General features: G+C 53.2%; 18 protein-coding genes and 1 tRNA gene. 3 read left to right on the top strand and 16 right to left on the bottom strand.

Going from position 1 to position 20,765, the window contains the following annotated elements:
* Positions 1–91: 91 nt before the first annotated feature.
* The 10 genes from fusA to rplK form a co-directional block, all read right to left on the bottom strand.
* Positions 92–2,209, bottom strand: a complete 2,118-nt coding sequence (gene fusA / locus TW80_RS15730; protein WP_045998420.1) for an elongation factor G — start codon at positions 2,207–2,209, stop codon at positions 92–94.
* An 18-nt stretch (positions 2,210–2,227) separates the two neighbouring features.
* Complete coding sequence (gene rpsG / locus TW80_RS15725; protein ID WP_045998419.1) at positions 2,228–2,698, bottom strand: 30S ribosomal protein S7; 471 nt, start codon at positions 2,696–2,698, stop codon at positions 2,228–2,230.
* A gap of 12 nt (positions 2,699–2,710) precedes the next feature.
* Positions 2,711–3,082: a 30S ribosomal protein S12 gene (gene rpsL, locus TW80_RS15720; protein WP_045998418.1), complete on the bottom strand. Its 372-nt coding sequence runs from the start codon at positions 3,080–3,082 to the stop codon at positions 2,711–2,713.
* 264 nt (positions 3,083–3,346) lie between these two features.
* A complete protein-coding gene (locus tag TW80_RS15715) occupies positions 3,347–4,246 on the bottom strand; it encodes a DMT family transporter (protein WP_045998417.1) in 900 nt (299 codons plus the stop codon).
* Between the two features lie 259 nt (positions 4,247–4,505).
* A complete protein-coding gene (rpoC, locus tag TW80_RS15710; RefSeq protein WP_045998416.1) occupies positions 4,506–8,759 on the bottom strand; it encodes a DNA-directed RNA polymerase subunit beta' in 4,254 nt (1,417 codons plus the stop codon).
* A gap of 91 nt (positions 8,760–8,850) precedes the next feature.
* Entirely contained in the window at positions 8,851–12,990 is a 4,140-nt protein-coding gene (gene rpoB, locus TW80_RS15705; protein ID WP_045998415.1) for a DNA-directed RNA polymerase subunit beta, read from the bottom strand.
* Between the two features lie 245 nt (positions 12,991–13,235).
* The gene (rplL, locus tag TW80_RS15700) at positions 13,236–13,610 is read right to left on the bottom strand and encodes a 50S ribosomal protein L7/L12 (protein ID WP_045998414.1); all 375 of its coding nucleotides are present in this window, start codon (positions 13,608–13,610) and stop codon (positions 13,236–13,238) included.
* A gap of 68 nt (positions 13,611–13,678) precedes the next feature.
* A complete protein-coding gene (rplJ, locus tag TW80_RS15695; protein WP_045998413.1) occupies positions 13,679–14,191 on the bottom strand; it encodes a 50S ribosomal protein L10 in 513 nt (170 codons plus the stop codon).
* A 340-nt stretch (positions 14,192–14,531) separates the two neighbouring features.
* Positions 14,532–15,233: a 50S ribosomal protein L1 gene (gene rplA / locus TW80_RS15690; RefSeq protein WP_045998412.1), complete on the bottom strand. Its 702-nt coding sequence runs from the start codon at positions 15,231–15,233 to the stop codon at positions 14,532–14,534.
* On the bottom strand, positions 15,233–15,658 hold the full coding sequence (gene rplK / locus TW80_RS15685; RefSeq protein WP_045998411.1) for a 50S ribosomal protein L11: 426 nt from the start codon (positions 15,656–15,658) through the stop codon (positions 15,233–15,235). The genes rplA and rplK overlap by 1 nt, the downstream gene beginning before the upstream one ends.
* A gap of 291 nt (positions 15,659–15,949) precedes the next feature.
* Between rplK and TW80_RS15680 the strand changes: the two genes are divergently transcribed.
* Positions 15,950–16,459 (top strand): cytochrome b, encoded by a 510-nt coding sequence (locus TW80_RS15680; protein ID WP_045998410.1) that lies wholly within the window; start codon positions 15,950–15,952, stop codon positions 16,457–16,459.
* Positions 16,460–16,464: 5 nt separating this feature from the next.
* Positions 16,465–17,034, top strand: a complete 570-nt coding sequence (locus TW80_RS15675; protein WP_045998409.1) for a hypothetical protein — start codon at positions 16,465–16,467, stop codon at positions 17,032–17,034.
* 57 nt (positions 17,035–17,091) lie between these two features.
* Here the strand turns inward: TW80_RS15675 and nusG are convergent, their stop codons facing one another.
* The 4 genes from nusG to TW80_RS15655 form a co-directional block, all read right to left on the bottom strand.
* A complete protein-coding gene (gene nusG / locus TW80_RS15670) occupies positions 17,092–17,622 on the bottom strand; it encodes a transcription termination/antitermination protein NusG (protein WP_045998408.1) in 531 nt (176 codons plus the stop codon).
* Between the two features lie 190 nt (positions 17,623–17,812).
* A complete protein-coding gene (gene secE / locus TW80_RS15665; RefSeq protein WP_045998407.1) occupies positions 17,813–18,013 on the bottom strand; it encodes a preprotein translocase subunit SecE in 201 nt (66 codons plus the stop codon).
* A 72-nt stretch (positions 18,014–18,085) separates the two neighbouring features.
* Positions 18,086–18,982 carry a hypothetical protein gene (locus TW80_RS15660; RefSeq protein WP_045998406.1) on the bottom strand — a complete coding sequence of 299 codons (897 nt, stop codon included), beginning with the start codon at positions 18,980–18,982 and terminating at the stop codon, positions 18,086–18,088.
* A gap of 41 nt (positions 18,983–19,023) precedes the next feature.
* A tRNA-Trp gene (locus TW80_RS15655) sits at positions 19,024–19,099 on the bottom strand.
* Between the two features lie 103 nt (positions 19,100–19,202).
* Here TW80_RS15655 and TW80_RS15650 point away from each other — a divergent pair.
* A complete protein-coding gene (locus TW80_RS15650; RefSeq protein WP_239450572.1) occupies positions 19,203–19,913 on the top strand; it encodes a lysophospholipid acyltransferase family protein in 711 nt (236 codons plus the stop codon).
* Here the strand turns inward: TW80_RS15650 and TW80_RS15645 are convergent, their stop codons facing one another.
* Positions 19,914–20,522, bottom strand: coding sequence for a DNA-3-methyladenine glycosylase I (locus TW80_RS15645; RefSeq protein WP_045998405.1), 609 nt, complete (start codon positions 20,520–20,522; stop codon positions 19,914–19,916).
* A 123-nt stretch (positions 20,523–20,645) separates the two neighbouring features.
* Positions 20,646–20,765 (bottom strand): EF-Tu C-terminal domain-related protein (locus TW80_RS17900; RefSeq protein ID WP_157033275.1); only part of this gene is annotated, 120 nt, incomplete at its 5' end.

Below are 20,765 nucleotides of genomic sequence, written 5' to 3'. Positions count from 1 at the left end.
TTCAAACTTTTCCTTAGCCATAGTGGCCTCCTTGGATATTCAATTAAGTTGTACCCCGGAGCGAACCGCGGGGTGCTTACCCCCAAGGGGATTAAGCGTATTTCTTTTGGATCTCTTCGGACAGGTTCTGTGGAACCGGATCGTAGTGGTCGAACTGCATCGTAAACTGCGCACGGCCCGAAGACATGGAACGCAGTGTGTTGATGTAGCCGAACATGTTTGCCAGCGGTACCATCGCGTCGATTGCGATTGCGTTACCGCGGGTGTCTTGACCCTGAACCTGACCGCGACGTGAAGTCAGGTCACCGATGATACCACCAGTGTACTCTTCAGGTGTGATCACCTCGACCTTCATGATTGGCTCGAGCAGTTTCGCACCAGCCTTGCGCATACCTTCACGCATACACATACGTGCAGCGATTTCGAATGCGAGGATCGAAGAGTCAACATCGTGGAACTTACCGTCCAGCAGCTGCACCTTGAAGTCGATCACTGGGAAGCCAGCCAAAGGACCGCTGTCCATAACGGACTGGATACCTTTTTCGACGCCAGGGATGTATTCTTTTGGAACAGCACCACCAACGATCAGCGACTCGAAAGAGTAACCTTCGCCTGGCTCTGTAGGCATGATGTTCAGCTTAACTTCACCGAACTGACCAGAACCACCAGACTGCTTCTTGTGGGTGTAAGAGTGCTCAACAGCGTGACCAATGGTTTCACGGTAAGCAACCTGAGGAGCACCGATGTTCGCCTCAACTTTGAATTCGCGCTTCATGCGGTCAACAAGGATGTCGAGGTGAAGTTCGCCCATACCCTTCATGATGGTCTGACCTGATTCCAGATCAGTTTCCACGCGGAAGGATGGATCTTCGGCGGACAGACGCTGCAGCGCGATGCCCATTTTCTCTTGGTCGCCTTTTGTTTTTGGCTCAACAGCGATCTCGATCACAGGATCTGGGAACGTCATTGTTTCAAGAACAACTGGGTCGTTTTGCGCACAAAGCGTATCACCGGTTGTGGTGTTCTTTAGACCACCAAGCGCGATAATGTCGCCAGCAAATGCTTCTTCGATTTCCTCACGGTCATTCGAGTGCATCATCATCATACGGCCAACACGCTCTTTGTGACCCTTGGTAGAGTTGAGCATTGTGTCGCCTTTGCTCAGTGTACCAGAGTAGATACGTGTGAACGTCAGCGAGCCAACGAATGGGTCGTTCATGATTTTGAATGCAAGACCAGAGAAGGCCATGTCGTCATCTGCACGACGTGCAATGTCACGAACCTCGTTCTCGTCGCCGGGCTTAAAGCCCATGTAGTCAACAACGTCCAGCGGGCTAGGCAGATAGTCGATAACCGCGTTCAACAGAGGCTGAACACCTTTGTTTTTGAACGCAGAACCACCCAGAACCGGAACGAACGCCATGGACAGGCAGCCCTTACGGATCAGAGCGCGCAATGCAGGAACGTCAGGCTCGTTGCCTTCGAGGTATTCCATCATTGCTTCGTCGTCTTGCTCAACAGCGTTTTCGATCAGCTTTGCACGCCATTCGTCAGCTTGATCTTTCAAGCTGTCACGGATTGGTGCTTTGATCCAAGACGCGCCAAGGTCTTCACCTTGCCACAGCCACTCTTCCATAGTGACCAGATCAACCAGACCTTCCAGTTCGTTTTCCGCACCGATGGGGAAAGCAACGGGAACAGCAGTCGCGCCAGTGCGCTCTTCAATCATGTTAACACAGTTGAAGAAGTCAGCGCCGATTTTGTCCATTTTGTTGACGAAAACCATACGCGGAACTTTGTAGCGGTCAGCCTGACGCCACACTGTTTCAGTCTGAGGTTCAACACCTGCGTTTGCGTCAAGAACACAAACCGCGCCATCGAGAACCGCCAAGGAACGCTCAACTTCGATTGTGAAGTCAACGTGGCCTGGTGTGTCGATGATGTTCAGGCGGTGCTTTGGAGTGTCGGCTGTTTGGCCGTCTTCTGTGCGTTCCCAGAATGTGGTTGTCGCAGCAGAGGTAATGGTGATCCCACGCTCTTGCTCTTGCTCCATCCAGTCCATGGTCGCTGCACCATCGTGCACTTCGCCGATGTTGTGTGATTTACCTGTATAGTAAAGGATCCGCTCGGAGCAGGTTGTTTTACCTGCGTCGATGTGGGCCATGATCCCAAAGTTACGATACAGTTCGAGGGGGTATTCGCGTGCCATAATTGGTGCTTCCCTAAGTTACCAGCGATAGTGGCTGAACGCTTTGTTCGCGTCGGCCATCTTGTGAGTGTCTTCGCGCTTTTTGACAGCTGCACCACGGCCGTTAACGGCGTCGAGCAGTTCGCCAGCAAGGCGCTCTTCCATGGTGTTCTCGTTGCGTGCTTTGGCAGCTTTGATCAGCCAGCGAATAGCCAAAGCTTCGCGGCGCTCAGGGCGAACCTCAACAGGAACCTGGTATGTTGCACCACCCACGCGGCGCGAACGCACTTCGACGGAAGGCTTGATGTTGTCCAGCGCCTCGTGGAACACTTCCACAGGTGCTTTTTTCAGCTTGTCTTCAACGCGATCGAATGCGTTGTAAACGATGCGTTCAGCAACAGATTTTTTACCGTCGATCATGAGGTTGTTCATGAACTTGGTCAGGATGATATCGCCAAACTTTGCGTCTGGCAGAACTTCGCGTTTTTCAGCGGCGTGACGACGTGACATCTAATCTCTTCCTTACTTAGGACGCTTCGCGCCGTACTTCGAACGACGCTGCTTACGGTCTTTAACACCTTGTGTATCAAGCACACCGCGCAGAATGTGGTAACGAACACCTGGCAAATCTTTTACACGGCCGCCGCGGATCAGAACCACAGAGTGTTCCTGAAGGTTGTGGCTTTCACCTGGGATGTAAGAGATGACTTCGAAACCGTTTGTCAGGCGCACTTTGGCAACCTTACGCATCGCAGAGTTTGGTTTCTTTGGTGTCGTTGTGTAGACGCGTGTGCAAACGCCACGCTTCTGAGGGCAGGATTCCAAGTGCATGGACTTGGATTTGTTAACTTTCGGCTGGCGCGGCTTGCGGATCAGCTGCTGAATCGTTGGCATCGTTTGATGTTCCCATCTATTCACGTGTTGCGCCCTCACGAGCGCGGTTTCAATAAATGCCCTTCGGAATCGAAAAGCACAAAAATTCCGCAGTCGAACCCTTACCGGAGGTTCGGTGCGGTTGGTTACAGAGGAACAAGACAATAGGCGTCCGGTTCTTGACCACTCAACTTTGATATCGGGACAAAAGAGGGTATCCCCCTAGCCCGGATGAGCGGCGTATAGGGGGAGTCGGGTTGCCTGTCAACAGTTGCCCAGCTGACCCTAGCGCGCAGAGGGCACCCGTCTGGGTTTCGCGCCGGTCCGGCTTTCGCGATAAAGCGTAAACAAGCCGGTAGCGACAACAATTGCAGCCCCGATCATCGTCAGTGCATTTGGCCATTCCCCAAAGACGAGCACACCCAAGATCATTGCAACAATCAGACTGGTATATCTGAATGGCGCGACAAAGCTGATCTCGCCCCAACGCATCGCGGTCACTGAAAAGATGTAGCCGCAAATCAAGAAAGCCGTCGCCCCAAAGAGTTGCAGCCCAGCTTTGGTGGAAAACGGAACGCTCTCGGTAAACATCATGCCAACGCCACCAAGCATGGTCACCCCGATAGCCGCGATCAAGGCAATGAAGATAGATGGCGTTTCCTTGGACATCCGCCTGACAACAACATCACGCACCGTGATGCAGGCAACTGACGCCAAGGCATATAGGCTGAACAGGTTAAAATCCGCCCCACCCGGCTGGATAATCAAAAGTACACCAGCGAAGCCCACGCTAATCGCGGTCATCCGGCGCCAACCCAGCGGCTCCTTTAGGAACAGCGCGGCGCTCAGGCTGACGGCAAGGGGCAGCGATTGCAAAATCGCACTGACATTAGCGATCGGCATGTTGAATAGCGCCGTCAGAAAGAAATAGGTCCCCCCGACTTCTCCAAGACTACGCAGCAAGATCAGGCCCCATTCACTGGTCGGCAGATTGAACCGTAATTGCCCCATCAGCTTGCACATGATCATCAAGCAGATCACGGCACCAATCCCACGCCAAAGCACAGCCTCAAAGAGCGGGATTTCATCAGAAAGCGCCTTCATAAAGGCGTCGTTTACCGTATAGGCACACATCCCCCCCATCATCAGGAGCGCGCCGCGAATATTCTCGGAAAAGGTGGTCATTCCTGATCAGTAATCCCGTTTCGTGAATGTAGCTAGCCACGAATAGACAACTGGTGTTCTTTTCGCGACGCATGTTGTTCGAACACGCGCCCACTTAACCAAGATCCACCTAAGGATTGTTATTTTTGTTACGAGTTTTCTTTTCGCTTCAAAGCCAAACGGATTTGTCGCCGCAAGACCCCGCGCTCACGCCGTGCGACAACTATCGTCAACAAAAAAGCCCCCGACAAAGCGGGGGCTTTTCAGCGTTTCTTAGATCTTACTCTTCGCCGCCTTCAGGCGTGTCGACGACGAGATCGCTGAAGACGTCGCTCTCGGAAACCTCGTTCGAGGTGTCCATTGGCGCGGCGAGAGCGGCGGCTTGTTCGGCCTCCAGACGGCGCGCTTCGACGACGACGTTGTCACGATCCGCAGCAACACGGCGCATTTGCTGTGTCGCACCGCCAGTACCGGCTGGGATCAGACGACCCACGATCACGTTCTCTTTCAGACCGATCAGCTTATCACGTTTACCCTGAACCGAAGCCTCGGTCAGAACGCGCGTGGTTTCCTGGAACGATGCCGCAGAGATGAACGAACGCGTCTGCAGCGATGCTTTGGTGATACCCAAGAGGATTGGTTCACCTGTCGCAGGGCGGTCACCGCGCTTCAGCGCCTTGGCGTTTGCTTCATCGAATTCAGCCTTATCGACGTTCTCGCCTTTCAGCAGAACGGTGTCACCGCTGTCTTGGATTTCCCATTTCTGGAGCATCTGACGTACGATAACTTCGATGTGCTTGTCGTTGATCTTAACACCTTGCAGACGATAGACGTCCTGAACCTCGTCGATCATGTAGTCAGCCAAGGCTTCGACACCCATAACCGCAAGAATATCGTGCGGAGCCGGGTTGCCGTCCATGATGTAGTCACCCTTCTGGACAAAGTCACCTTCCGCAACTGGGATGTGCTTGCCCTTAGGCACCATGTATTCGACTTTAACGTCTGCATCCTCGGCAGATTCAATCGCGATGCGGCGCTTGTTCTTGTAGTCCTTACCAAAGCGCACATAACCATCAATCTCTGCGATGATTGCGTGATCTTTTGGACGACGTGCTTCGAACAGTTCAGCAACGCGGGGCAGACCACCGGTAATGTCTTTTGTTTTCGCGCCTTCACGAGGAATACGCGCAACAACGTCACCGGCTTGGATCTCTTGACCGTCATCAACCGACAGGATCGCATCAACAGACATGCTGTATGCAACTGGGTTGCCATCGTCTTTGACCGCTGGCTCACCATCTGGCCCTGCAACGATAATCTTTGGCGCCAGTTCGTTGCCTTTTGGCGCAGCACGCCAGTCAGCCACGATCCGCTGGGTCATGCCAGTTGCTTCGTCAGTGTCTTCGCGAACAGCGATACCGTTCACCAGATCAACGTATTTCGCGCGACCTGATTTCTCGGCGATGATTGGCAGCGTGAATGGATCCCATTCAAACAGCTTGTCACCACGCAGGATATCCTGACCTTCTTTGACAAAGACCTTAGAACCGTAACCAACTTTGTGGTTTGCGATTTCAGCGCCTTCGGCATCGATGATGGACAGAACCATGTTCCGACCCATGACAATGGTTTCGCCAGCAGCATTTTCCAGCAAGTTCGCGTTGTCGAAACGGATCTTACCTGGCTGAGAAGCCTCTTGGAACGACTGTTGGCCACCCTGCGCAACACCACCAATGTGGAACGTACGCATGGTCAGCTGTGTACCAGGCTCACCGATGGACTGAGCTGCGATGATACCAACTGCTTCGCCGATGTTAACGCGTGTACCGCGTGCAAGGTCACGACCATAGCACATTGCACAAACGCCATCTTCGGATTCACATGTCAGCGGGCTGCGGATACGCATTTTGCTGATGGATGAAACGTCGATCATGTCGGCTTTGCGCTCGTCGATCAGTTCACCTGCTTCGACGATCACCTCGTCCGTACCCGGCTTCAGCACGTCATCTGCAGAAACACGGCCAAGAACACGCTCTGCCAGAGAAGCAACGACTTCACCGTCATTGACCGCAGCTTCAGCTGTGATCGCACGCTCTGTACCACAATCGACTTCGCGCACGATGCAGTCTTGTGCAACGTCAACCAGACGACGTGTCAGGTAACCAGAGTTCGCAGTTTTCAACGCCGTATCTGACAGACCCTTACGGGCACCGTGGGTCGAGTTGAAGTACTCAAGAACGGTCAGACCTTCTTTAAAGTTCGAGATGATCGGTGTTTCGATGATTTCGCCGTTTGGCTTTGCCATCAGACCACGCATACCACCAAGCTGCTTCATCTGCGTAACCGAACCACGGGCACCAGAGTGGGCCATCATGTAGACCGAGTTTGGTTCATTTTCAGCGCCGTTCGCGTCGCGACCGGAATCTGAAATGGTCGACATCATCGCATCTGTGACTTTGTCGTTGGCCTTTGACCACGCATCAACAACTTTGTTGTACTTTTCGCCCTGTGTAATCAGGCCGTCCATGTACTGCTGTTCAAAGTCTTTAACTTGATCACGTGTTTCATCGACCAGTTCCCATTTGTTGTTCGGGATTACCATGTCGTCTTTACCAAACGAGATGCCTGCCCGGAACGCTTCACGGAAACCCATGGTCATGATCTGATCACAGAAGATCACAGATTCCTTCTGACCGCAGTAGCGGTAGACAGTATCAATAACCTGCTGAACTTCTTTCTTACGCAGCAGACGGTTCACCAAGGCAAACGGTGCTTTGGCGTTCATCGGCAACAGACCACCTAGACGCAAGCGACCAGGAGTGGTTTCGAAGCGAACCATCACTTCGTTACCTTCTTCGTCGATCTGCGGCATACGTGCGGTGATTTTCGCGTGCAGGTGCACTTCACCAGCGTTCAGCGCGTGCTCGACCTCTTCAATGTCTTTGAACTCCATACCTTCGCCCTTCATGCCTTCGCGCATGATGGTCGTGTAGTAGAGGCCCAAGATCATATCCTGTGAAGGAACGATGATTGGCGCACCGTTGGCAGGCGACAGAACGTTGTTTGTCGACATCATCAAGACGCGTGCTTCCAGCTGGGCTTCCAGCGAGAGAGGCACGTGAACAGCCATTTGGTCGCCGTCAAAGTCAGCGTTAAACGCAGAACAGACAAGCGGGTGCAGCTGGATCGCTTTACCTTCGATCAAGGTGGGTTCGAACGCCTGAATACCCAAACGGTGCAGCGTAGGCGCACGGTTCAGGAACACTGGGTGTTCGCGGATCACCTCGTCCAAGATATCCCAAACTTCGGGACGCTCTTTTTCGACCAGCTTTTTCGCCTGTTTCACGGTTGAAGACAGACCTTTTGCTTCAAGACGCGAATAGATGAACGGCTTGAACAGCTCCAGAGCCATCTTTTTCGGCAGACCACATTGGTGCAGTTTCAGCTCTGGGCCCGTCACAATGACCGAACGACCAGAGAAGTCGACGCGCTTACCCAAAAGGTTTTGACGGAAGCGACCTTGCTTACCCTTCAGCATGTCGGACAGCGATTTCAGCGGGCGCTTGTTAGCACCAGTGATCACGCGACCACGACGACCGTTGTCGAACAGTGCGTCAACAGATTCCTGCAGCATCCGCTTTTCGTTGCGGACGATGATGTCAGGTGCGCGCAATTCGATCAGACGCTTCAGACGGTTGTTCCGGTTGATCACGCGGCGATACAGATCGTTCAGATCAGATGTCGCAAAGCGGCCTCCATCCAGCGGCACCAGTGGGCGCAGCTCTGGTGGGATCACAGGGATCACTGTCATAACCATCCATTCAGGACGGTTGCCAGATTCAAGGAAGTTCTCGACGATCTTCAAGCGCTTGATGATCTTCTTAGGCTTCAGTTCACCTGTTGCCTCTTTCAGGTCGGCGCGCAATTGCTCTGCTTCACCTTCCAGATCAATCTGAGACAGCATTTCGCGGATCGCTTCAGCACCGATGTTGGCTTGGAACGCGTCCATGCCGTACAGATCCTGCGCGTCGTTGTACTCTTCTTCGGTCATCAACTGACCATAGGTCAGGTCTGTCAGACCTGGTTCGATCACAACGTAGTTTTCGAAATACAAAATGCGCTCAAGATCACGCAGTGTCATGTCCAGCATCAGACCGATGCGGGATGGCAGCGATTTCAAGAACCAGATGTGAGCAACGGGTGCAGCTAGTTCGATGTGGCCCATGCGCTCGCGACGGACCTTTTGCAGCGTAACTTCAACACCACATTTTTCGCAGACAACGCCGCGATATTTCATGCGCTTATATTTGCCGCATAGGCATTCGTAATCTTTGATTGGGCCAAAGATACGCGCACAGAACAGACCGTCACGCTCTGGTTTGAACGTACGGTAGTTGATGGTCTCTGGCTTTTTGATCTCACCGAACGACCATGAAAGGATGCGTTCTGGCGATGCCAAGGACACCTTGATTTCGTCAAACGTTTTCGCCGGTGTGAGCGGGTTAAACGGGTTGTTTGTCAGTTCCTGGTTCATCTTCAATTCCTTGAATTGGGGTGCAGAGTGGGAGGCGGAGCGATCAAATTTCTAGAAATTTGATCTGCCCCAAGAAATTTCTAGAAATTTCTTATTCCTCGTCCTCCGCATCCAGGAGTTCCATGTTGAGGCCGAGGCCCCGGACTTCTTTCACGAGCACGTTGAATGACTCTGGGACGCCAGCCTCAAAGTTATCCTCGCCTTTGACGATGCTTTCGTAGACTTTCGTCCGGCCTGCCACGTCATCCGACTTCACAGTCAACATCTCTTGCAGGGTGTAAGCTGCGCCATATGCTTCCAATGCCCAGACTTCCATTTCCCCGAAACGCTGACCACCGAACTGTGCTTTACCGCCCAATGGTTGCTGCGTGACAAGGCTGTAAGGCCCAGTGGAACGTGCGTGGATCTTATCGTCGACCAAGTGGTGCAGTTTCAGCAGGTATTTCACACCGACTGTCACCTTACGGCTGAACTGTTCACCTGTGCGGCCATCGTAAAGGACCGACTGACCAGAGGTGTCAAAACCAGCGCGTGTCAGCGCGTCGTTGACGTCTGCCTCTTTGGCGCCATCAAAGACTGGCGTTGCAATCGGCACACCACGTGTGACGTTACCGGCGGCTTCGACCAATTGGTCTTCGTCCATACCTTCGACGCCTTCGTTGTAGACCTCATCGCCGTAGACAATCTTCATTGCCTCGCGAACCGGTGTCAGATCGCCCGAACGACGATATTCACCCAGTGCATCGTCAATCTGAAGACCCAGACCGCGCGCAGCCCAACCCATGTGAGTTTCTAGGATCTGACCAACGTTCATCCGTGAAGGAACGCCGAGCGGGTTCAGACAGAAGTCAACTGGTGTACCATCGGCAAGGAACGGCATGTCTTCCATCGGTACAACCTTGGAAATAACACCTTTGTTCCCGTGACGACCCGCCATCTTATCACCTGGCTGAAGCTTACGCTTCACAGCGATAAAGACTTTGACCATCTTCATCACACCCGGTGGAAGGTCATCACCGCGGCGAACTTTCTCAACTTTATCCTCGAAACGGGCGTCCATTGCGCGTTTCTGGATTTCGTATTGTTCGTTCAGCGCTTCGACAACTTGTGCGTCAGCTTCGTCTTTCAGAGCAATCTGCCACCATTGGCCACGGCTCAGCTCGGACAGAGTTTCCTCGGTCACGATGGAGTTTGGCTTAAAGCCGCGCGGACCTTTGACAGCTTCTTTGCCAAGGATCATCGACTTCAGACGGGCATAGATGTTCCGGTCAAGGATCACCAACTCGTCGTCGCGGTCACGTGCAAGACGTTCTACTTCTTCGCGTTCGATCTGCAGGGCACGCTCGTCTTTTTCCACACCATGGCGGTTAAAGACACGCACCTCAACAACCGTACCGAAATCACCTGGCTTTACGCGCAGCGATGTATCGCGAACGTCAGACGCTTTCTCACCAAAGATAGCACGCAGAAGCTTTTCTTCTGGTGTCATCGGGCTTTCGCCTTTTGGTGTGATCTTACCGACCAGAATGTCGCCCGGCTCTACTTCGGCACCGATGTAAACGATACCCGCCTCATCGAGGTTACGCAGCGCTTCTTCACCGACGTTTGGAATATCACGTGTGATTTCCTCTGGCCCAAGCTTTGTATCACGTGCGGCAACTTCGAATTCCTCGATGTGGATCGAGGTAAAGACGTCATCACGTGTGATACGCTCTGAGATCAGGATCGAGTCTTCGTAGTTGTAGCCGTTCCAAGGCATAAACGCGACGACCACGTTCTTACCAAGCGCCAATTCACCGATATCAGTGGATGGGCCGTCAGCAATAACCTGACCTTTTTGAACCGTATCGCCAACCTTCACCAGCGGGCGCTGGTTGATGCAGGTGTTTTGGTTCGAACGCTGGAACTTGCGCATGCGGTAAATATCAACGCCTGCATCACCTAGTTCGAGGTCATGTGTCGCGCGAATAACGATACGCTGTGCATCAACTTGGTCGATGATACCAGCACGCTTCGCCATGATCGCAGCGCCAGAGTCACGCGCAACGACTTCTTCGATACCTGTGCCGACCAGTGGTGCCTCTGCTTGCAGCAGCGGAACCGCCTGACGCATCATGTTTGAACCCATCAATGCGCGGTTCGCATCGTCGTTTTCAAGGAACGGAATCAAGGACGCAGCAACAGAAACCAGCTGTTTCGGTGAAACGTCGATCAGATCAACGTTTTCACGCGGAGCCAGCGTATAGTCACCGTTCATACGTGTCGAAACCAGATCGTTGTTGAAACGGCCTTCTTCGTCCAAATTCGCGTTGGCCTGCGCCACTGTGTGACGCATTTCTTCGGTCGCGGACATATAGCTGACTTCGTCAGTTACTTTGCCTTCGACAACCTTGCGGTATGGTGTTTCGATAAAGCCGTATTTGTTCACACGGGCAAATGTCGCCAGTGAGTTGATCAGACCAATGTTTGGACCTTCTGGGGTCTCAATTGGACACATACGACCGTAGTGCGTTGGGTGAACGTCACGAACCTCAAAGCCGGCACGTTCGCGTGTCAGACCACCTGGCCCAAGCGCAGACAGACGACGCTTGTGCGTGACTTCTGACAATGGGTTGGTTTGGTCCATGAACTGCGACAATTGGCTCGAGCCAAAGAATTCGCGTACAGCCGCAGCAGCAGGTTTCGCGTTGATCAAATCTTGCGGCATCACAGTGTCGATTTCGACGCTGGACATACGCTCTCTGATCGCGCGTTCCATGCGAAGCAGGCCAACACGATACTGGTTTTCCATCAGCTCGCCAACGGAACGTACACGACGGTTGCCGAGGTGGTCGATATCATCCACGTCGCCCTTGCCGTCACGCAGTTCAACCAGCGCTTTGATACAAGCGATGATGTCTTCTTTGCGCAGCGTGCGCATGCTGTCTTCTGCGTCCAGATCAAGACGCATGTTCATTTTCACACGGCCAACGGCGGAAAGATCATAACGCTCGCTGTCAAAGAACAAGGTGTCAAACAGCGCAGAGGCGGAATCAACGGTTGGTGGCTCGCCCGGACGCATCACGCGGTAGATATCCATGAGAGCCGTTTCACGGTTCATGTTCTTATCCGACGCCATTGTGTTGCGCATGTAAGAGCCAACATTGACGTTATCGATGTCCAGTACAGGGATCGTGGTGATGCCCGCATCAACCAGATCTTTCAGTGTACCGCCGATCACGTCGCCGTCTTTGTCGACCTCAACGGTCAACTCATCACCTGCTTCGACGTAGATCGCACCGTTTTCTTCGTTGATGATGTCACATGCAACGAATTTACCAATGATGTTCTCGTAGGGAACCAGCAGATCGGTGACGGAACCTTCGTCGATCAGTTTCTTGACCGAACGTGGGGTTACCTTGTCGCCAGCCTTAGCGATGACTTCACCAGTTTTTGCGTCAACTAGGTCGAACGCAGGGCGTGTGCCACGAACGCGCTCTGGGAAGAACTTGGTCTGCCAAGCGCGTGCTTTTGCGTCCAAGTGGTAGTCAACGGTATCATAGTAGGCATTCATGATGCCTTCTTGGTCCAGACCCAATGCGTAAAGCAGCGTGGTCACTGGCAGTTTACGACGACGGTCGATCCGGCAGAACACGAGGTCCTTGGCATCAAATTCAAAGTCCAACCAGCTACCGCGATATGGGATAATGCGGCAAGCAAACAGCAGTTTACCGGACGAATGTGTTTTACCTTTGTCGTGATCAAAGAACACACCAGGTGAACGGTGCATCTGGGATACGATCACGCGCTCGGTGCCGTTCACAACAAATGTGCCGTTTGGCGTCATCAAAGGCATATCGCCCATGAACACGTCTTGTTCTTTGATGTCCTTGACGGACTTGTTGCCTGTGTCTTCGTCGACATCAAACACGATCAAGCGCAGCGTCACTTTCAGTGGCGCGCTATATGTCATGTCGCGCTGCATGCACTCTTCGACGTCGTACTTAGGCTTTTCAAGCTCGTACTTTACGAACTCAAGCAGAGCAGTTTCGTTGAAATCTTTGATCGGGAATACCGACTGGAAGACACCTTTGATGCCTTCACCGTCAAGCGGTGTGTCACTGTCGCCAGAGCGCAGGAATAGATCATAAGAAGATTTCTGAACCTCGATGAGGTTCGGCATTTCAAGCACTTCACGGATTTTGCCGTAGTACTTACGCAGGCGTTTCTGACCAAGGAAGGAGGAAGCCATATGCGGTGTCACCTTTTGTTTGTCTCTCGAATGCCACATCGCCCGGGCCGCGACGCACCACCCATTTGACCGGGGGTTTGATGTCTATTCGTGGCTGCCGTCCCACCGGCACCCTCCCGACATCTCAAACCTACCCAAGGGGTCGGTCAGCACTGGCCGACCTCTAAGACAGGTTCGGCTGGACACGCATTTCTGCGTGCCCAGCCTTAATTACTTGACGAAGATGTACCTCGCCAAAAACTAGCTTAGGCCAGTTCGACTTCTGCGCCGACTGCTTCCAGCTTAGCTTTGATCTCTTCAGCTTCTGCTTTCGCAGCGCCTTCTTTGATCTTGCCGCCAGCTTCAACCAGTTCTTTTGCTTCTTTCAGGCCAAGACCTGTGATGCCGCGAACTTCTTTGATCACGTTGATTTTAGAAGCGCCAGCGTTCTTCAGAACGACGTCGAATTCAGTTTTCTCAGCAGCAGCTTCGCCACCAGCGTCTGCACCGCCAGCAACCATTACAGCGCCACCAGCAGCAGGCTCGATGCCGTACTCGTCTTTGAGGATTGTTTTCAGTTCTTGTGCTTCGAGAAGGGTCAGACCAACAATCTCTTCAGCCAGTTTTTTCAGATCAGCCATTTTATGCTTTCCGTTCGTTTTAGGTGTGTTCCAACGTCAGGGCAGTGCCCCAAGTCAATTCAGATGCTTTATGCAGCTTTCTCTTCGATGGTCGAAAGAATGCTTGCGATGTTCGAAGCAGGCGCGCCAATGGCCCCAGCGATGTTCGAAGCAGGTGCACCAATGCAGCCAACGATAGAAGCAATGAGCTCCTCACGTGAAGGCATACCGGCAACAGCTTTAACACCAGCAGGATCCAGTGCTTGATCACCCATCGCACCACCCAGAACAACAAGCTTCTCGTTGTCCTTGGCGTACTTATCCACGACCTTCGCCGCAGCGACAGGGTCTTCGGAATAGGCAAGCACAGTCATGCCTGAAAGGTATTCTGCGATGCTTGCGCAAGGCTTACCTTCCAAAGCGATTTTGGCGAGCTTGTTCTTGGCAACGCGTACAGAACCACCCGCTTCACGCATGTTCGCGCGCAGTTCTTGCATTTCAGCAACTGTCATGCCTTCGTAGCGGGCAACCACTACGACGCCAGAGCTTTCAAAGACTTGGCCGAGATCTTCGACCAGCTGTTCTTTTTGTGCTCTATCCACAGTTTTACTCCAAGTTTGGCACCGGAAAACCGGCACCGGCTCTAATTTTGTCACACGGCAAGCCGCCCGACAGTCTACAGTCCATGTAAACGGGGCGTCCAAATTGCCGAGGAGAGCCTCGAAAAAATCTGGTCTATCCCGTCTCAGGCAGGAATTAGCGGTCTATAAACCAACCCACCGTCTCGGACGAATAAAGGCCCGAACGAATCAATCTCTCGGGCCAGGATTTTTACCTACTGCGAGTTGAGCTTCTTGCCAACCCCACTCACGACTTTTTAACCAAGAAAACAAAACGGCGGACCAAGTTGACCCGCCGTAGATCACTTCAATTGAGAAGTGATTATTCGTTGCCAGTTGCCGATGCGACGTCAACTGTCACGCCTGGGCCCATTGTTGAGCTAACGGCGATTTTCTTCATGTAGGTGCCTTTTGCGCCTGTTGGCTTGGCTTTACCTACGGCGTCAACGAAAGCCAGCAGGTTTTCTTCGAGCTGCTTTGCATCGAAAGAAGCCTTGCCGATACCCGCGTGCACAACACCAGCTTTTTCAGCTTTGAACTGCACTTCGCCGCCTTTAGCAGCTTCTACAGCCGCTTTGACGTCCATTGTCACTGTACCAACACGTGGGTTTGGCATCAGGTTGCGTGGGCCAAGAACTTTACCCAAGCGACCAACAACACCCATCATGTCAGGTGTCGCAATACAACGATCAAATTCGATTGTGCCGCCTTGAACAGTTTCCATCAGGTCTTCTGCGCCAACGATGTCTGCACCAGCTGCTTTTGCTTCGTCAGCTTTTTCGCCACGCGCAAACACAGCAACGCGAACAGTTTTACCTGTGCCGTTTGGCAGGTTCACCGTGCCGCGGACCATTTGGTCGGCGTGACGTGGGTCAACACCCAGCTGCATTGCGATTTCAACTGTTTCGTCGAATTTCGCTTTTGCGTTGCCTTTAACGAGTGCGACAGCTTCAGCAACAGTTACGTTTACTTTGCCGTCAAATGCTGCACGTGCTGCAGCAGTACGCTTACCAACTTTAGCCATTACTTGACCTCCACACCCATAGAGCGGGCAGAGCCCATGATGATCTGCATCGCACCTTCAACGGAAGTCGCGTTGAGGTCTTTCATTTTCGCTTCTGCGATTTCACGAACCTGCTTAACAGTGATCGAACCAGCAACAGCCTTACCAGGTGTTTGTGAACCAGATTTCAGCTTAGCTGCTTTCTTGATGTAGTAAGACGCTGGTGGTGTCTTGATGTCCATCGAGAAAGACTTGTCCGCGTAATACGTGATTACGGTCGGGCAAGGTGCACCGTTTTCCATGTCAGCTGTTTTCGCGTTAAACGCTTTACAGAATTCCATGATGTTGATGCCGCGCTGACCCAATGCTGGGCCGACGGGTGGGGATGGGTTTGCTGCACCTGCAGGAACCTGCAGTTTCAGTTGTCCAACAACTTTCTTGGCCATGGGGCCTCTCCTTTTCCAACTCTCGGTACGGCGCGCCGCCCGAGACCTAATGTTGTGTGGTCAGGTCAGATCACGCGCGCGCGCCCAACCTCCCACGAGGTATCCTCCCTCTCGGGGTGGATAGGGCGTGCAGATAGTAGACTAGAACCATCTATGCAAGCCTTTTTGCGGAATTTTCGGACAATCACGCAGGTTTGCGCGGCGGAAACTCAAATTGCGTCCGTATAATGTGACAAATGCCTTGGTTGCACTAGCCTAGGACACCAAACAACTGGGAATCAGAGCCAAAGCATGAAGTACAGACCATCGCAAATCATCTATCACTGGATCACGGTTCTTCTGATCATTGCACTGGTACTGTCAGGTCTTGCGTTTAGCAACGAATGGACGGGCGCGTGGGTCATCAAACTGCACCAAATTGCCGGACAACTACTTGCGATTTTGCTTGCGTGTCGGATTATCGCGCGGCTGCGATTTCGGCGCGTCCATCGTTCAGCACATGCGCTTTGGGAACGGATCGCGGCTCAGGCCACGCATGGTTCACTCTATCTTTGCATGATTGGGCTAGTGATCACCGGCTATGTCGCGGCCTCGGGTCTGCGCTCTCCTTTTTTGATATGGCCAGCAAGTCAGGCGTTTGCCCGATCAGACACGGGTGAAACTCTCTTGTACTGGCACTTTGATCTGAAATGGGTGCTCTTGGCGCTAATTGCTCTGCACATCCTCGGCGTCCTCAAACATTTGCTTTGGGACAAAGACAACACGCTTTCTCACATGTCACTGCGGTACCGAAAGGAATAAAACATATGCATAAAATGACCCGTCGCCAGGTTATCGCCCTGATCCCAAGCAGTACGGTTCTTCTTTGTCCGGCGATCTTGAATGCACAAACCAATATTGACGATGAATGGGCGGATATTCCGACCAACACCCCGATTGGCGAGACCTATCTGGTAAATGTCCCAGAAGGCCCAGCAGAAGTGGACGTCAGCGCATTACTGCCCGGCGAAGTGACGATAATCGCGCGCCCAACCGCCGACGAAGAATATGCATCAACCGATATGGTTCAATACATCGCCGTTCATCACCGCACCCCTGCGCAAATTGCCTATGGCGAAGAAAATGATCGCGACGGCACTGTACAAGACCCGGGATATTTTGTGGCCAATCTTGTCTGTACGCATCGTGGCAAGGCCATCGGCATTACGGGCAATCCCGATGCCCCCTTTGCATGTACCGATCGCAGCCGGCGCCATTCCTCTGTCTTTGATGCAACGGGGCTGGGTGTATCGGGCGCGTCTGATGGCGAATACCTGTCAATTCCCGACTACCAGCTAGACATTAGTGACGAAGCAGTCGTTTTACGGCTTTCCTAACAACGAAAAAGGGGGCGCACTGCACCCCCTTTTCAAATCCAAAATATCGCAGTGCTCTTACTGCTTGGTCACTTGACCATATTCGAGCTCAACAGGTGTCGCCCGGCCAAAGATCGAAACGGTCACTTTCAGGCGCTGGTTCTCATCATCAACTTCTTCGACCAGACCATCGAAGTCTTCGAATGGGCCGTCGTTGACCTTGACCTTTTCACCGATTTCAAAGTGGATCAGTGTCCGTGGAGCTTCTTCGCCCTCTTGAACGCGGCCCAAGATCGCCTGCACTTCGGCATCACGCATCGGCATTGGGCGGCCTTGCGGACCCAAGAAACCTGTTACACGGTTGATCGAGTTGATCAGGTGGTAACCTTCATCAGACATTTCCATGTGAACAAGAACGTAACCGGGCATAAAGCGGCGCTCGGTTGTGACCTTCTTGTTACGGCGCACTTCGATTACTTCTTCGGTTGGCACCAGTACTTCGTCGATTTGCTCAGACAAGCCCTGCTCTTCCGCTTTTGTGCGGATCGCTTCTGCGATTTTCTTCTCGAAGTTCGAGAGAACGCTTACGGAGTACCAACGTTTCGCCATGTGTCAAAGCACCTTGTCGTCGCGCACCACATGGGGCGCATGTTCAAATTAAACCCAGCAGCGTACTGCTAGTCCCGAAAATAAAAGCGGCGTGAAGCTCGATTCGCCGCACGCCATTTTCGGGGTTTTCTGGCTCTTACCGCTGGCACCCATTTTTTTCAAGGGGCATGCGACAATTTCCACCGTTCACTTAACCACCAAAGTAGTCAAGCACCCATGTCAGACCGCCGCGAATAGCCATGTCCACCAACGAGAAAAACAGCGCAGCAAGCGCCGCAAGAATGAACACCATGATTGTGGTCAGAATGACCTCACGGCGTGTTGGCCATGTGACCTTCGAGATCTCAGCGCGGACCTCTTGGAAAAACTTGACTGGGTTGGCGATGGCCATTGCATATCGTCCTTTGTGGAAACACCCGGCGACATACGGTGTTCGGGGGACAATTTCAACCCCGAGAGGCGTTCATTCGCACGCAGAGGTGAGCAAGGTGACACGATCAAGCGCCGCGATCTGCGCAATTTGAACTTTGTACTGTTCCGCTGCCTGCGCGTGTTGGTCTGCGGAGTAACCATCAAAGCGCGGGTAGGCGTCGCCCACGGGGAATGCCTCGCGCGCGGCTTGGGCAAGGCGGCCACGCTCACCCGACTGATAAAGTGCGAGAGTATGAGCAACTGCCTCTGCCGACAGGCGCTGATTGATACGCCGTTTTATCGGCACGACATGCCGCCCAACGTCAACACCGGCAAGGGCAGAACACACCTGCGGAAACAGGTCATTGTAGTCCTCATAGGCCCAAACGGTCAGCGCGTTCACCTCTGGGCGATCGCGCAAACGGCGGACCAGATCAAACCAATCCACGCTCTGGATTGGGTTCAACGCATGAAATTCATCCAACGCATATATCTTTTTGCCAAGCAATTGTTGCGAGTAAACAGAGTTCAACAAGGCGACTGGGTTGCGGATCGACAAGAACACATCAATCGGCTGGTCAACTGCCTGCGACAACCGCGCGATTTTTTCCTCGGCGCGAGGATAGTAAACCTCGACCTTGGTACGCCGAGGATTCGCCAATGTGCCGATAAAATTCTCTTCGCTAAAGATGACGCGGTCGGCCCCCTTGCGCATCAAGAGTAGCTGCTCTTTGGGTGTGCGCTTAATGCGTCCCGCCCCTTCGCGCGGGCGCAACCCAAAGAGCGCGGAAATCGTGCGTCCGGGAAGACGGAAGTGCTCTGGCCCGTAGTAGCGCACACCAAGCGCGTTCAACGCGTCCGAGGCTTTTTGCATAGATTGCTGGAGATGAGAGGTCGCCGTTTTGTGCGCGCCAATATGAAATGCGAGCGAGAAATCTTCATTTGACATGAAACTGTGCGATCCTCCGGCGTTGCGGCAACGATCTGGTCTGGCAGGGGCATGGAGACTCGAACTCCAGACCTACGGTTTTGGAGACCGTCGCTCTACCAACTGAGCTATACCCCTAGGACCGAGTGCCGGACTAGTCTGAATTTCAGACCGGATCAAGAGGCAACACGCCCCAGACTTGCGTTCAGATCAAAAAATGTGAAAACAACGGCATGAATTCATGAACAAAGGCCCTGCGCTCGTGTCACTCCGCCGTCGAATCGAAAAATCAGAGTGGCTGGCAGCACGGATTGCTGGCCTGATTGGTCGCTACCTCGGATTTTGCAATCGGCGGATACAATGGGAAATCGAAGGTGGCGATGCACTGCATGACGCGCTTCAAAACGGGCCCGTACTACTGGTCATGTGGCACAGCCGTTCGCTGATGGGGGCTTTGCATTGGCCAGTCGCACAAGGTCCGCTCTCGAGCCTGCACGACAGCTCACCTGTGGGGCGTGTGTCCGGCGCATTGCAGCGCAGCGTCGGCCTGCAACCAATCCAGATGTCGCGAAAAAGGTCGAATCGGGTAGCATCGCGAGCTGTACTGCGCAGCGTCAAAAATGGGGTGAGCATTGGTATGACGGGCGACGGACCGCTTGGCCCTGCGCTTGAGGTCAAAGATGCCCCGCTCGACTGGGCGCGGACGACGGGAATGCCTGTGTTCTGCTACGCATTTTCGGTCGAAAACGGCCGACGTCTGAACAGTTGGGATCAGATGCTAGTCCCACGACCAAAGGGGCACGGCGCGTATGTATTCCGCCAGTTTGAGGGCACAATCACGCGCAAAATGGACGACAGCCAAATCGAAACACTGCGCGAAGAGATGCATCAATTCATGCAGCAAACAACCGCGCGTGCGGACGAAATGCTAGGGCTACCGCCCGGGCCGTGACTAAGCCTTGGGCACAACAAACGATTGTCGCGCGCGTGTCGCGATGTCGCGCGATGCACAGCCAATCGCATGGTCATTGATCAGCCCCATCGCCTGCATAAAGGCATAGGCCGTTGTTGGGCCAACAAAACGCCAGCCACGTTTTTTCAGATCTTTTGACAGTGCGACCGATGCGTCAGAAGTTGAGCGCGTTTGCGGCTCTGTGCCCTCATCTTGCGGCTCGAACCCCCAGACATATGCAGCCAGTGATCCCTCGCTCTCGACTAACTCGCAGCAGCGCTGCGCGTTGTTAATCACCGCCGTTATTTTTCCGCGATGCCGCACGATACCTGCGTCATTCAACAGTCGTTCAACATCCGTGTCATCGAACTCTGCAACCTTGCGAAAATCGAACCCGGCAAAGGCCGCCCGAAAATTCTCGCGTTTTGTTAGGATAGTGCGCCAGCTCAGGCCAGATTGGAAACTTTCGAGGCATAGTTTTTCAAACAGTCGAATATCATCCCCGACAGGAAAGCCCCATTCATTGTCGTGATAGGCGATGTAGTCTTCGGTCGCTGCGCACCAGCCGCAGCGCGGGATATCGTCGGTTGGTGAGACAAATATAGACATCACGAATCCTTAGCATTTGAATTGACCTGAGCCTACAAACTCCCTTTAAAAATCAAAAGGCCGCAGCGCATGCTGCGGCCTTTCGTATATTTGCGTGTGGTGGGTCGAGACCCACCCTACGGCTTATTCGACGATTTTGGATACAACGCCAGCGCCAACTGTGCGGCCGCCTTCGCGGATCGCAAAGCGCAGGCCGTCTTCCATCGCGATTGGTGCGATCAGCTCTACGTTGAACTTCAGGTT

This window comes from Loktanella sp. S4079, from assembly GCF_000967725.1.
Lineage (GTDB): Bacteria > Pseudomonadota > Alphaproteobacteria > Rhodobacterales > Rhodobacteraceae > Yoonia.
This window is presented reverse-complemented; position numbering and strand designations above follow the sequence as displayed.